The sequence below is a fragment of the Microbispora sp. NPDC049633 genome (assembly GCF_040675265.1).
In the GTDB taxonomy this organism is placed as follows: Bacteria; Actinomycetota; Actinomycetes; order Streptosporangiales; family Streptosporangiaceae; genus Microbispora; species Microbispora maris.
Window position 1 is genome coordinate 1 of sequence record NZ_JBFAOO010000199.1, and the last position, 13,312, is coordinate 13,312.

Below are 13,312 nucleotides of genomic sequence, written 5' to 3' on the forward strand. Positions count from 1 at the left end.
GCGGCTCCTCGCGGGCGAGGGCGGCGCCGCCGCCGATCCGGAGGCCGCGCTCTTCGAGCTGTACGAGGGCGTGCTGGCCGCGCTCGCCCGGCCGGGCACGCCGACGCTGGTGGTGCTGGACGACCTCCACGCGGCGGACGCCGCCTCGCTGCGGCTGCTCGCCTTCCTCGCGGCCGAGCTGCACCGCAGGCCCGTGCTGGTGCTGGCCACCGTGCGGCCGGAGCCGGGCAGGGAGCCCGAGCGGCTGCGCGACACCCTCGCCGCCCTCACCCGTGAGCCCGGCACCGAGCGCCTCACCCTCGCGCCGTTCACCGCGGAGGAGGTCGCCGCGTTCCTGCGGCGGCACGACCTGACCGACCCGGCGCTCGCCGAGGTGCTCTATCGGCGCACCGGCGGCAACCCCTTCTACCTCGGCGAGCTGCTGCGGCTGCTGGGCAGCGAGCACCGGCTCGACGCCGCGTCGCTGGGTGTGCCCGAAGGCGTCATGGAGGTCATCGAGCGGAGGGTCGCGCGGCTGCCCGACCCCACGAGGGACCTGCTGCGCCGCGCCGCCGTCCTGGGCCGCGACGTCAGCCTCGACGTGCTGGAGGCGCTCACGGAAACCCATGCGGAGGAGGTGATGTCGCTGCTGGAGCCCGCCGTCGCCGTCGGCGTGCTCGCTGAGACGCCGGGAGGCTTCGACTACCGCTTCTCGCACGCGCTGGTGCGTGACGCGCTCTACGCCGGGCTCGGCCGCCTGGAGAAGGCCAGGCTCCACCTGAGCGTGGCGGAGGCCCTGGAGTCCCTGCCGACGGCGCCGCCCGGCGGCGACGGGGCGGCGCGCCTGCCCGTCCTCGCCCACCACTTCGCCATGGCCGCGCGGGTCGGGGGAGCGGACAAGGCCGTCGGCTACGCCGCCAGGGCGGCCAGGCAGGCGACGGCGCAGCGCGCGTACGACGAGGCGGTCGAGCTGTGGGACAAGGCGCTGCTCGCCCTCGGCGCGCGCGACCCGGCCAGGCGGTGCCGCCTGCTGATCGAGCTGGGCCGCTCGCTGCGCGTCGTCGGGGACGTCGTGCGGGCACGGGCGGCACTCGAGGAGGCCATCGGGCTGGCGGAGGGCGCGGGCGACCGGCCGGCCCTGGTGGAGGCCGTGGCGGTGTTCGGCACCCTCAGCGTCTGGAACTGGCGGCCGTACGGAGTGGTCGACGACCACACGGTCGCCCTCCTCGAGAACCTGCTGGCGGGCCCGCTGGACGACGCCCGCCGGGCGGCGCTGCTCGGCACTCTCGGCATCGAGCTCAACTACGGGCCTCGCCGGGCCGAAGGCGAGGCGATGGTCGCGGAGGCCGTGCAGATCGCCCGCGGGATCGGCGACCCCGCCCTGCTCCTCCAGGTGCTCAACAACTACATGATCGCGTCCTGGGTGCCGGAGCGGGAGACCGAGCGCCGCCGCGCCACCGAGGAGATGCTCGCGGTGCCCGACCTGCCCGCCACAGCCGAGATCGTGGCCCGGGTGCACCGGATGGCGTGCCTGTTCAGGGCGGGGGAGCTGGACGAATGGGACCGGGACCTGGCCCGCGCCGAGCACCTGCTGCAGGAGGTCAGCAGATCTGAGCTGACGGCCATGGTGCGCATCGCCCAGGCCGCCCGGCTGACCCTCGACGGCCGCTGGGACGAGGTCGAGCGCCTCGCCGGCGAGCTCGGCGAGGTCTTCGGCGACAGCAGCATGTGGGGCCTGGGCGTCGTACGGCCGACGATGCTCTACGCCTGCCGGCGGGGACAGGGCAGAGTCGCCGAGATCCTCGACGAGGTCGTCACGGCGGCGTCGCAGCCGCACAACGACCCGCTGCGTCCCATAGCCGTGCTCGCGGCGCTCGACGTGGGCGATCGCGAGCTGGCCCGGAACCTGATCGCCCGATGGGGCACGACGATCCCCGACGACTGGTCGGGGGAGTTCGTCGCCGTCATCTGGTCGTACGTGTCGGCTCAGCTCGGCGTCCCCGACCCCTCGAACCTGTACGAGATGCTGGCGCCGTACGCGGACCGGCTGGCCCTGCACGGCAGCGGCACGGTCGGCTGGGGCTCGATCCATCAGGCGCTGGCGATGCTGTCGCTGGCGATGGGCGAGCGGGGGCGGGCCCGGGACCACGCGCGGCGGGCGCACGAGGTCCACGTCCGGCTCAGCCTTGATCACTGGGCGGGGGAGAGCGCGCGACTTGTGGCCCGACTCGGCACATAAGGGAGTGCGGCACTCCCCGGGGTCGTGTCACCATCGACGGAGGCGCCCGGGCCGGGAAGGCATCGGGGTGTCAGACTGTTCTGTCTAGTAGAGATGACATATATGCGAAACGAGCCCGAAGACCTCGCCATGGGCGATTACGAACTGGAAGAGCGCCAGGCGCTCCGCCGCGTAGCGGGTCTGTCGACAGAGCTCGAAGACATCACCGAAGTCGAATACCGGCAGCTCCGGCTGGAGCGTGTCGTCCTGGTGGGCGTCTGGGCGGGCGGCACCGCGCTGGACGCGGAGAACTCGCTGCAGGAGCTGAAGCTCCTGGCCGAGACCGCCGGTTCCCAGGTGCTGGAGGGTCTGATCCAGCGCCGCGACCGGCCCGACCCCGCCACCTACATCGGATCGGGCAAGGCGGTCGAGCTGCGCGACATCGTGGCCGCCAGCGGCGCCGACACCGTGATCTGCGACGGTGAGCTGACCCCAGGTCAGCTCCGCCAGCTCGAAGAGGTCGTGAAGGTCAAGGTCATCGACCGGACCGCACTGATCCTCGACATCTTCGCGCAGCACGCGAAGAGCCGCGAGGGCAAGGCGCAGGTCGAGCTGGCGCAGCTGCAGTACCTGCTGCCGCGCCTGCGAGGCTGGGGTGGCAACCTGTCGCGCCAGGTCGGCGGTCGCGCCGCGGGCGGCGTCGGCATCGGCGGCCGCGGCCCCGGTGAGACCAAGATCGAGCTGGACCGGCGGCGGATCCGCGAGCGGATGGCCAAGCTGCGGCGGCAGATCAAGGAGATGTCGACCGCCCGGCAGACCATGCGCCACCGCCGGCAGGCCCGCGACGTGCCCGCCGTGGCGATCGCCGGATACACCAACGCCGGCAAGTCGTCGCTGCTCAACCGGCTGACCGGCGCGGGTGTGCTCGTCGAGGACGCGTTGTTCGCCACCCTCGACCCCACCGTGCGCAAGGCGCGCACGCCCGAGGGCCGCCTGTTCACGCTGGCCGACACGGTCGGTTTCGTACGGCACCTGCCCCACCAGCTGGTCGAGGCGTTCCGCTCGACGCTGGAGGAGGTCGCCGACGCCGACCTGATCCTGCACGTGGTGGACGGGTCGCACCCCGACCCCGAGTCGCAGATCGCGGCCGTCCGGGAGGTGCTGGCCGAGATCGAGGGCGCGCGGGACATCCCGGAGATCATTGTCGTCAACAAGGCCGACGCCGCCGACCCGGTGGTGCTGACCCGGCTGACGATGAAGGAACGGCACAGCGCCGTCGTCTCCGCCCGCACCGGGGCCGGGATCGGCGAGCTGATGTCGATGATCGAGCGTGAGCTTCCCCGCCTCGACCACGAGGTCAGGATGCTGGTGCCGTACGACAGGGGCGACCTGATCGCGCGGGCGCACAGCGAGGGCGAGGTCCTGTCGCTCGAGCACACCGGCGACGGCACGGTCCTGCACGCCCGGGTCCTCGCGGACCTGTACGCGGAGCTGGACCGGGTGGCGAAGCCCGTCGAGACCGTCTGACACCTGCCATCGGCGGGTCACCTTCCGCGTGTCGGTGGCCCGCCAAGGGTTGCCCTTGGTACGATAAGGAAAGCCTAATGGGACCTTATTGTGTGGGTAACAACATGACTCCAGGCAGTGCGGTCACCCTATCCGAGGCGTTCGCGGCCATTGGATCGACGTCGTCGATCCCGATCCCGCCGCAGCGTGTGAGACGACTGATGCGCGGCGATGCGCATGATACCGCGCGGGTTTCTGTCGCTAACCCTGTACATCCAGCCCACCTGTGAAATACCGTAACTGAACTGAATCGCCCGGGTTCGAGATCCCGGCGGTAGGGTCATCGCACAACATCGGTGCGCGATGAGGCAGGAGACCCCCCAATGACGTCCGGACGCGCAGCGGACCCGGCGGGCCAGGCGCCCGCAGGCGGGGGCCGTTCGCCGTCCACGGATGTTGCGCAGGTGGTCGCATGACCGTTCGCCTTCTCACCAACATCGGCCGGCTCTGGACCGGGCACGATGTGTGCAGCAACGCCGCGATCCTGGTGCACAACGACCGGATCGCGTGGGTCGGCCGCGCCGCCGACCTCCCCCAGAGCGTTCCCGGAGTCGTGGACGACATCGTCGACGTCGACCATGTGGAGAACCTCGGCGGAGCGCTCGTCACGCCCGGCCTCATCGACGCGCACACCCATCCCGTGTACGCCGGCAACCGGTACGCCGAGATGGCGATGCGGTCCGGCGGCTCCAGTGCCTCGGCCATCGCCGCGGCGGGCGGCGGCATCGGCTCGACCGTCACCGTGACGCGCGGCACCGATCCCTGGACCCTGTGCAACGGCGTCCGTGAGCGGCTGCGCGAATGGCTGCTCGGCGGCACGACGACCGTCGAGGCCAAGACCGGCTACCACCTCACCCGCGACGGCGAGCTGGCCGACGTGCGGCTGCTGCGCGAGCTCGAGAAAGAGCCGATGATGCCGCGGGTCCACGTCACCTTCCTGGCCGCCCACGTGGTGCCGCCCGAATACTTCGGCCGCCAGCGCGACTACGTCGAGGCCGTGGCCTCCTGGTGCGCGGACGCCGCCGGTGCCGGGGCCGACAGCGTGGACGTCTACTGCGACGACGGCCACTTCACCGCGGAGGAGGCCCGCTGGGTGCTGGCCTCCGGCCGCAACGTCGGGCTGCTGCCGCGCATCCACGCGGGCGCCTACAACCGGCGCGGCGCCGTCCAGCTCGCGGCCGAGATGGGCTGCGCCTCCGCCGACCTGCTCCACCACGCCTCGGACGAGGACATCGCGATGATGGCGAGGTATGGCGTGCCCGCCGTCGTCTGCCCCGGCGCCGCGCTGCAGGTGGGCCACCTCCCGCCCGTGCGCCGGATGCTGGCCCAGGGCGTCCCGATCGCGCTCGGCAGCGACCACAACCCCGGCCACTGCGGCATCACCTCGATGTCCCTGGTCATCAGCCTGGCGGTGGCGGCGTTCGGCATGAGCGTCGGAGACGCCCTGCGGGCCGCGACTCTCGGCGGCGCCCAGGTCCTCGGCGCTCCCGACCGCGGCATCCTCGCGCCCGGCCGTCTCGCCGACATCGTCCAGTGGGACGCCGACCACGAGGGCGCGTTCGCCTGGTCGTTCGGCCTCAAGCCGCGCCGGGTCTGGCGGGGCGGCGTCCCGGTCCAGTGACGGCCCCCGATCGCCCCTCGCCCGGCTTCGCGGCGCGGCGGTCGTGAATCCGCCCCGCGTGCCGTTCGCGGTGAGGCCGCCGCGCGCGATTCCGCGACATTTCGGTGCGTGCCGGCGGGGGCCGAGTTTCACAGAGAGGTTGCCGGGCGATCAGTGCTGGGTAATCTCGCGATATGTCACCATCTGTCGCTGTCGTCACCGATTCCACGGCGTACCTCGGTGCCGAGGCGACCGGCAGGTGGAACATCACCGTCGTACCGGTTCAGGTGCTCCTCGGGGATCGCGAGATCGACGACGTGACCCCGTTCGACGCCGGTCTTCTCACGCACGCTCTCAAGGACCGCTCGCCGATCGCCACCTCGCGCCCGGCCCCCGAGCGCTTCGCGGACGCCTATCGCCGGGCCGCGGCGAACGGCGCCGCCGCGATCGTGTCCGTACACCTGTCCGGCGCGCTGTCCGGCACCGCCGACTCCGCGCGTCTCGCCGCGGGTGAATCCTCCGTTCCGGTCGAGGTCGTCGACAGCGGGTCGGTGGCCATGGGGCTCGGTTTCGCCGTGCTGGCCGCCGCGCGGGCGGCCACGGCGGGAGCCCCGGCCGCCGAGGTGGCCGGCGTGGCCCGGCGGCGGGCCGCTGCCACCAGCACGTTCTTCTATGTCGAGACGCTCGACTACCTGCGTCACGGCGGCCGCATCGGCCGCGTGACCAATCTCCTGGGGTCGGCGCTGTCGATCAAACCGCTGCTGCGCATGGCGGACGGCGAGATCGGCGTGCTGGAGAAGGTGCGCACCGCGAGCCGCGCCCTCGCCCGCCTGGAGGACCTGGCCGTCGAGGCAGCCGGGGACCGGCCGGTCGACGTGGCCGTGCAGCACCTGATGGCGGCCGAGCGGGCCGAGGCGCTCACGAAGGAGCTGACGGCGCGGCTGCCCAGGCTCGTACGGCTGTGGGTGGCCGAGATCGGACCGGTCCTCGGCGCCCACGTCGGCCCCGGCATGCTCGGGGTCACCGTCGCCCCCGTGGACTGATCCTCGTGGGGCCTCGCCGTGCGGTGAAGTGCGGCCGGGGCGAGGCGGTGCCGTTTGCCGTTCGGCGCCGCCCGCGCCTCGCCTCTACGGTGCGCGGGTGATTCGACGGCCGCGGGTTGTCCACAGAATCACGTTCGGGAGCGGATCGGGCCACGGCAGGTGCCTACCGTCCGTTGCGTGCGAAGCAAGGAGTCTCGTGGGGCCGTACGCGGTGCCGTCGTCGGCGAGTCCCGCCTGCGCGGGCTGCTGCGACCGCTCGATCCGGTGCCCCCGTCCGTCCGCCTGCGGTCGACGCCGACCCCGCCCGGACCGCCACCGTCGTTCGGCGCGCCCCACATCGTCCGTGCGGAGACCCGTCCGCCGGATCATCCGCCGGACAAGGCGGAGAAGGATCCGTACCGGCAGGCTTCGGGCCTGTCGGAGGAGTCCACCGATCGGTGGGGAGTCCGCGCGGACGGCCGATACCGGGAGGGGACCTCGGACCTGCCAGAGGAGTTCGCCGAGGGATGGGAAGGCCGTGCGGACCGGCCGGGGACGCCCCCGCGGGACACGCGGATGCTCGGACGGCTGGCTCTCGGACGGGCGGCCCTCGGCCGCGCCCTGCCACGGCTCGACCCGGGCATGCCCGGGCTCCGGGCGCTGGTGGCCGCCGGGCTTCTGGCCGCTGTCGTCACCGGAATCCTGGTCTGGCGGTCGAGGCCGGTGGCGGAGCCGATCGCCCCGCCGATCCCGGCCGCCGCGGTTCAGGACCTCCGTCCCGCCGCCGACTCCGCGGGCGGCCCCGGGGCTGCGCCGGGTCCGGCATCCCACGCGAGGCCGGACCCCGCCGACGGCGCCGGGCCGGGCGCGACGGCGTACGTCGCGGGTTCTGCCGGAGCCGCGGCGGCCACACCCGGCTCGCCGGCGCGGGTCGTGGTGTATGTGACGGGCAAGGTCCGCGATCCGGGGGTGTACGTCCTCGCGTCCGGCTCGCGGGTCGCGGACGCGATCGAGGCCGCGGGTGGTCTCCAGAAGGGTGCGAAGCCGGGCGGTATCAACCTGGCGCGGCGCTTGACGGACGGGGAGCAGATCGTCGCCGGAAGCCCGGTGACGGCCGGGATGGGCCCCGCCTCGGGCGCCGCCCCGGGATCGGCGCCGGGGATGCCGGGAGCCGGGGTGGTGAACCTCAACACCGCCACGGCCGAGCAACTGGACGCGCTGCCCGGGATCGGCGGCGTGATCGCGCAGCGGATCGTCGACTACCGGGACGCCCACGGGGGTTTCCAGAGCGTCGACCAGTTGAAGGAGGTCCCCGGCATCGGAGACAGGAAGTTCGCCGAGATGCGCGACAAGGTCTCCGTGTGACCGCCGCCGGCCATCACGAGAGCGGGCGGGGCGAGCCGGCTGCCGGAACCGGCCATGAGCCGGGGCGCGATGACCAGGGGCGCGATGACCAGGGGCGCGATGACCAGGGGCGCGAGGAGCAGGGACGCGAGGAGCAGGGGCGCGAGGAGCAGTGGTGTGGCAGGACGGGGCCCGGCCCGGCGGCACTGGCCGCTCCAGCGGTGGCTGCCTGGCTCACCGCGCTCGTGGTGCTGGGCTGCCCCGCCGTCGCCGGAGCCGCCGTGGCGCTGGCCGCCGCCGTGGCGGGCGTCGTCACGTGGGCGGTGGCGCGGCGGCCGCGGAATCACGACGCCGAGCGGGACCGTGACGTCGAGCGGAGCAGCAGCGTCGAGCATGGGCGTGACGCCGAGCGGCGTGCGGACGGGACCGGCGAGACGTGCTCACGGACCGAAGGGGGACATGCCGACGAGTTCGCCGGTCCAGCGGGAGCGCCGGGGGCCGCCGCCAGGATCGCGATGGCGGTGCTCGCGACCGTGGCCGTGACGGCCGCGGTCGCGGCGTTCACGGTTCTCAAGGTGACGACCGGACCTGTGCCGGACCTGGCCGGCCGGGGCGCCGCGGTGACCGCCGAGGCGGAGATCAGCGACGACCCGCGCATCCGGCCGCACCAGGGCGGGGTGGCCAGGCGGGAGACGGCGGTCGTCCGGGCCCGGCTGCTGCTGGTGTCGGCCGCCCGGGAGCGATACGCCGTGGACGTGCCCGTCGTGCTGATCGGTCCCGCGGAAGGATGGCGTCCGCTGCTGCCCAGCCAGCGGGTCAGGGTACGCGGGCGGTTGAGCCCGGCGGAGCAGGGTGAACCGGTCGCGGCGGTGATGCTCGTCCGGGGGGCGCCCGAGCCGATCGGCGCGCCCTCGGCCGTGCAACGGGCCGCCGGATCGCTACGCGCCGGTCTGCGCGAGGCGAGCGACGTGCTGCCGGACGACCAGCGCGGGCTGCTGCCCGGCCTGGTCGTCGGCGACGTGTCGCGCCTGGACGAGGAGGTGCGGCTCGACCTGGCGACGGCGGGGCTCGGCCACCTCACGGCAGTATCGGGCACCAATCTGGCGATCGTGGCGGGCGCGGTGCTGGTGCTCGGGCGTCTCGCCGGCCTGCCCCTGGTCCTCCGGGCCGCCGTCGCGGTCGTCGCGATGGCCGCGTTCTCGGTCGTGGCGAGACCGTCGCCGAGCGTGCTGCGCGCTCTCGTCATGGGAACGGTCGCCGCCGTGGCCCTCGGCACGGGGCGCACCCGGGACGGCGTGGCCGCCCTGTCGGCGACCGTGCTCGGACTGGTGGTGTTCGATCCCGGGCTGGCCCGGCAGTGGGGCTTCGCGCTGTCGGTGTTCGCGACCGGCGGCATCCTGGTGCTCGCGCCCCGGTGGCGTGACCGCATGGTGGCGCGCCGGGTGCCCCGCCTCCTCGCCGAGGCCCTGGCCGTGACCGCCGCGGCGCAGGCGGCGGTCACGCCCCTGCTGGTGCTGATGTCCGGGCGCCTCGACTTGGCCGCGATCCCGGCCAACCTGCTCGCGGAGCCCGCGGTGGCGCCCGCGACCGTGCTGGGGTTCGGGGCCGCCGTGATCGCCCCGGTGAGTATGGACCTGGCCCGGCTGCTGGTGCGTCCCGCGGGCTGGGCCGTCGGCTGGATCATCGCGGTGGCACAGCGAGCCGCGGACCTTCCGTTCGCCTCGGCGGAGTGGTTAGGGGGAGTGGCGGGTGTCGCCGCGCTCACGGCGGCGGCCGTCGCGGGCTGGCTCGTCCTGCGGGGCCGTGCGCGCAGGCGCCTGGCGGCGGCGCTCGCGGCGGGAGCGTTGCTCGCCGCCCTCGTGGCCGTGCCGGTGGTGTCGCCCTGGCCACCGGCGGGGTGGCTCCTGGTCGTCTGCGACGTCGGTCAGGGGGACGCGATGGCGCTGGCGGCCGGTCCCGGCCGGGCGGTGGTGGTCGACGCCGGGCCGCGGCCGGGCCCCACCGACCGGTGTCTGCGCGCTCTCGGAGTGCGGCAGGTGCCGCTCGTCGTCCTCACTCACCCCCACCTCGACCACGTCGGCGGACTGCCGGGGGTGCTGCGCCGCCGCGCGGTGGGGGCGGTGGTCGTGAGCCCGGGCCGCGTGCCGGAGGGCGAGGCCGGCCGCGTCTCCGGGCGACTCAGGGCGGCCCGCATCCCGGAGTGGCGAGCCGTCCCGGGGATGCGGTGGCGGTTCGGACCGAGCGAGATCACCGTGCTCGCCCCCGAGGCCGGTGCGCAGACGCGGGGCAGGGGCGAGGGATCGACGGCCAACAACGCCAGCGTCGTGCTACTGGTCCGCTGGTCCGCGCGGCCCGACGCCCAGGGAGCGGGCGGAACACGGGAGGCAGAGGGAGCAGGCGATGCGCCCCTGGGTGCGGCCCTGCTCGCCGGGGACCTGGAGACGGAGGCACAGGAGGCACTGGTGCGGCGCGGCCTGCCGCGGGTCGAGGTGCTGAAGGTTCCCCACCACGGGTCGCCCAGACAGTCACCGGCCTTCCTCGCCGCCACAGGCGCGCGGGCCGCCCTGATCAGCGTCGGCGCGGTCAACGACTACGGGCATCCCGCTCCGCTGACGCTGCGACGCCTGCACTGGCTCGGCATGCGGCCCTACCGCACGGACCTGTCCGGGGACATCGCCGTCGTCGCCGCCCACAACCGCCTCGCCGTGGTCGTACGAGGCAGATGAGCGCGGCGCTCGGCCGGCTACGCGATCGGTGGGACGGCCCTCGGCCTGCGCCGCCGGCTCGCGACGGCGCCGGAACCCTGTGGGCCACACTTGTGCTCGGGATTCGCCCAATACGTACATGTCAGTCGCAGCGTGCCGGGTGGGCGGATGTGCCGTGGGCGGGTGGGCGTGGCATGCTGCCTGACATGGCGAACCCAGCACCCGTGACCCTGGTCGTCGGCGACGAGGAGTTCCTGGCCGATCGCGCCGTCGGCTCCATCGTGGCGGCGGTCCGCGCCGAGGAGTCTGGGGCGGAGCTGCACGACCTCCAGGGGAGCAAGGTGCAGCCGGGAGAGCTGACCGGACTCGCCTCCCCCTCCTTGTTCGGTGACCGGTCGGTCATCGTGATCCGCGGAGCGCAGGACCTCACGAAGGACGTCATCACCGAGGTCGTCAAATACGCCGCCCACCCGGCCGACGACACCGTGCTCGTGCTCGCCCACCCGGGCGGCGTCAAGGGGAAGGCCCTGGTGGACGGGGTGAAGAAGGCCGGCGCCGATGTCGTCACCGTGGTCAAGCCGACCAAGGCGGGAGAACGGCTCGACTTCATCAAGGCCGAGGTCCGCAGGGAGGGCCGGTCGATCTCGCCGGCCGCCGCCCAGGCGCTGCTCGACGCCGTGGGCAGCGATCTGCGCGAGCTGGCGGCCGCCTGCAGCCAGCTCGCCTTCGACACCGAGGCCAAGAACATCGACGAGGCGGCGGTCGCGAAGTACTACCGGGGACGCGCCGAGGTCAGCGGCTTCACGATCGCCGACCTCGCGATCGAGGGCCGGTTGGGCGAGGCGCTGGAACAGGTGCGGTGGGCCCTCGCCACGGGCGTGGCGCCGGTGCTGATCGTCAGCGCGCTGGCGGGGGGTCTGCGCTCGCTGGCCAAGGTGGGCGGGGCGCCCCGCAACCTGCGCGGCGGCCAGCTCGCGAGCCATGTGGGCATGCCGCCCTGGAAGATCGACCGGGTCAAGCGTCAGCTCGGCGGCTGGGGGCCGGAGGGCATCTCCGCCGCACTGCAGGCCGTGGCCACCACCGACGAGCAGGTCAAGGGCGGCGGCACCGATCCGGCGTACGCGCTGGAGAAGGCGATCCACACGATCGTGGCCAGTCGCGGCACCCGCTGAGCCGCACCCGCTGAGCGAACCCCGTTGAGCCGGTCCCGTTGAGCGGGTCCCGCTGAGCCGGTCCCGCCGTACAGCTCGTCGCCTTCGCCGTACCGCGCTCAGGATCGGGCGGGGTGTTCCACGTGCAGCAGCATCCGCTTGAGCAGCGCCGCGAGGGCGTCCTGGTCGTCCGGCGGCAGCACGCCCACCATCTCGTCCTCGACCTCGCCGCGCAGGTCCATCGCCCTGAGCCAGAGCGCGCGGCCCTCGCTAGTCAACTCCACATCCACCCGGCGGCGGTCCTCCGCGCTGCGGATGCGCCGGACGAGCCCCGCCTTCTCAAGGGTGTCCAGGCGGCCCGTCATGCCGGCGGGGGACACCCTCAACTCGGCGGCCAGCTCCGTCGGGGTGGCCCGGCCGGCTTCTCCTCGGGCCCCGAGCCAGTGAAGGGTCTCGTACTCGAAGTCCTGCAGGCCCACCGCGGCCAGCGCGGTGCCCTTCGCCTGGGCCAGGTGCTTCACCAGGAACTGCATCCGCGTGACGATGGCCTCCACGCGTTCGTCGAAGGGCGCCTTCCCCCGCCAGCGCGCGATGTGCCGGTCCACCGAGTCGTCCATGAGGCAATCATACGCTGCGGAAAAATACGTTGACGAAAGTTTCGCTGACGAAATACCTTCGCTCTCATGATTGCGCGTCTGATCGCGGGGCGGACGGTCGCGGCGCTCGCCACCGCCCTCATTCCCACCGGCCTCACCCTCGCCGTCATCAGGGTGACCGGCTCGGCCCTCGATCTCGGCGTCGTCCTCGCCGCCGAGATGCTGCCCATGGTCCTGTTGCTGCCCGTCGGGGGAGTCATGGCGGACCGCTTCCCGCCGAGACGGGTGATCCTCGTGGCCGATCTGGTCCGCTGCGCCGCTCAGGTGGCGCTGGGAGCGCTGCTGCTCCTCGGCCATCCGGGCGTCGCGGTGATGGCGACCCTCGCGGCGCTCACCGGAGCCGCGGTGGCCTTCGGCGTTCCGGCGGTGTCACCGCTGGTCGCCGGGGTGGTTCCGGCCGAGCGCCGGCTGCGGGTCAACGCCCACATCGGAGTGGCGAGCGGCCTCGCCCAGATCACCGGCCCCGCGCTCGCCGGAGGCCTGACGCTGTGGCTCGGGCCGGGCTGGTCCTTCCTGCTGACCGGGGTCCTGTTCGCCGGGTCCGCGGTCACACTGGGCGGCCTGGTCACGGCGCCACGCCCGGCGGCCCGTCGCGACCGCTTCCTGGGCGAGCTGAGGGAAGGATGGCGGGAGGCGAGGCGGCACCGCTGGTTCCTCATCAGCGTGGCCGGGCACGGCGTCTGGCATCTCGGGGCGGGCGTGCTGCTGACCCTCGGCCCGGTGATCGCCGTACGCAGCCTGGGCGGAGAGGCCGTCTGGGTGGTCATCGCGCAGGCGGGAACCGCGGCGACCCTGCTCGGCGTCTTCGTGGCGCCCAGGTTGCCGATCCGGCGGCCCCTCGCCGTGGCGGCGGTCGGCGCGGCGGTCTACGCGTGCCCGCTCGTCGCCTTCGCTCTCCCCGCGCCGACCCCGATCGTCACGGCCGCGTACGTCGTGGCGATGCTGGGGGTGGGGATGCTGACGCCCCTGTGGGAGACGGTGGTGCAGCAGCGGGTGGAGCCGCACGCGCTCGGCAGGGTGGACTCGTTCGACCTGCTCATCTCCTACGCGGCGCGGCCGCTCGGGCTCGCC

Annotated in this window: 9 protein-coding genes; 8 read left to right on the top strand and 1 reads right to left on the bottom strand. The window is 73.7% G+C overall.

The window, feature by feature from the left end; translation table 11 throughout:
- From AB0J39_RS32730 to holA, 7 genes are all read left to right on the top strand, one after another.
- A partial coding sequence (locus AB0J39_RS32730; protein WP_363471847.1) for an AAA family ATPase occupies positions 1–2,218 on the top strand: 2,218 nt, incomplete at its 5' end.
- Between the two features lie 102 nt (positions 2,219–2,320).
- Positions 2,321–3,724, top strand: coding sequence for a GTPase HflX (gene hflX, locus AB0J39_RS32735; protein WP_363471849.1), 1,404 nt, complete (start codon positions 2,321–2,323; stop codon positions 3,722–3,724).
- Positions 3,725–4,175: 451 nt separating this feature from the next.
- On the top strand, positions 4,176–5,384 hold the full coding sequence (hutI, locus tag AB0J39_RS32740) for an imidazolonepropionase (RefSeq protein ID WP_363471851.1): 1,209 nt from the start codon (positions 4,176–4,178) through the stop codon (positions 5,382–5,384).
- 173 nt (positions 5,385–5,557) lie between these two features.
- Positions 5,558–6,406: a DegV family protein gene (locus tag AB0J39_RS32745; RefSeq protein WP_363471853.1), complete on the top strand. Its 849-nt coding sequence runs from the start codon at positions 5,558–5,560 to the stop codon at positions 6,404–6,406.
- Between the two features lie 177 nt (positions 6,407–6,583).
- Positions 6,584–7,750: a ComEA family DNA-binding protein gene (locus tag AB0J39_RS32750; RefSeq protein WP_363471855.1), complete on the top strand. Its 1,167-nt coding sequence runs from the start codon at positions 6,584–6,586 to the stop codon at positions 7,748–7,750.
- 200 nt (positions 7,751–7,950) lie between these two features.
- Positions 7,951–10,455, top strand: a complete 2,505-nt coding sequence (locus AB0J39_RS32755; RefSeq protein WP_363471857.1) for a ComEC/Rec2 family competence protein — start codon at positions 7,951–7,953, stop codon at positions 10,453–10,455.
- 185 nt (positions 10,456–10,640) lie between these two features.
- Complete coding sequence (gene holA / locus AB0J39_RS32760; protein ID WP_363471859.1) at positions 10,641–11,606, top strand: DNA polymerase III subunit delta; 966 nt, start codon at positions 10,641–10,643, stop codon at positions 11,604–11,606.
- 98 nt (positions 11,607–11,704) lie between these two features.
- Here the strand turns inward: holA and AB0J39_RS32765 are convergent, their stop codons facing one another.
- Positions 11,705–12,202 carry a MarR family transcriptional regulator gene (locus tag AB0J39_RS32765; protein ID WP_363471861.1) on the bottom strand — a complete coding sequence of 166 codons (498 nt, stop codon included), beginning with the start codon at positions 12,200–12,202 and terminating at the stop codon, positions 11,705–11,707.
- 66 nt (positions 12,203–12,268) lie between these two features.
- Between AB0J39_RS32765 and AB0J39_RS32770 the strand changes: the two genes are divergently transcribed.
- Positions 12,269–13,312, top strand: a 1,044-nt coding sequence (locus AB0J39_RS32770) for an MFS transporter (protein ID WP_363471863.1), incomplete at its 3' end; no start/stop codon positions are given.

What these genes read in the sequence shown, in the direction of transcription:
- holA (WP_363471859.1), top strand. Translation starts at nt 10,641, where the DNA reads ATGGCGAACCCAGCACCCGTGACCCTGGTCGTCGGCGACGAGGAGTTC.
- AB0J39_RS32765 (WP_363471861.1), bottom strand. Translation starts at nt 12,202, where the DNA reads ATGGACGACTCGGTGGACCGGCACATCGCGCGCTGGCGGGGGAAGGCG.
- hflX (WP_363471849.1), top strand. Translation starts at nt 2,321, where the DNA reads ATGCGAAACGAGCCCGAAGACCTCGCCATGGGCGATTACGAACTGGAA.
- AB0J39_RS32745 (WP_363471853.1), top strand. Translation starts at nt 5,558, where the DNA reads ATGTCACCATCTGTCGCTGTCGTCACCGATTCCACGGCGTACCTCGGT.
- hutI (WP_363471851.1), top strand. Translation starts at nt 4,176, where the DNA reads ATGACCGTTCGCCTTCTCACCAACATCGGCCGGCTCTGGACCGGGCAC.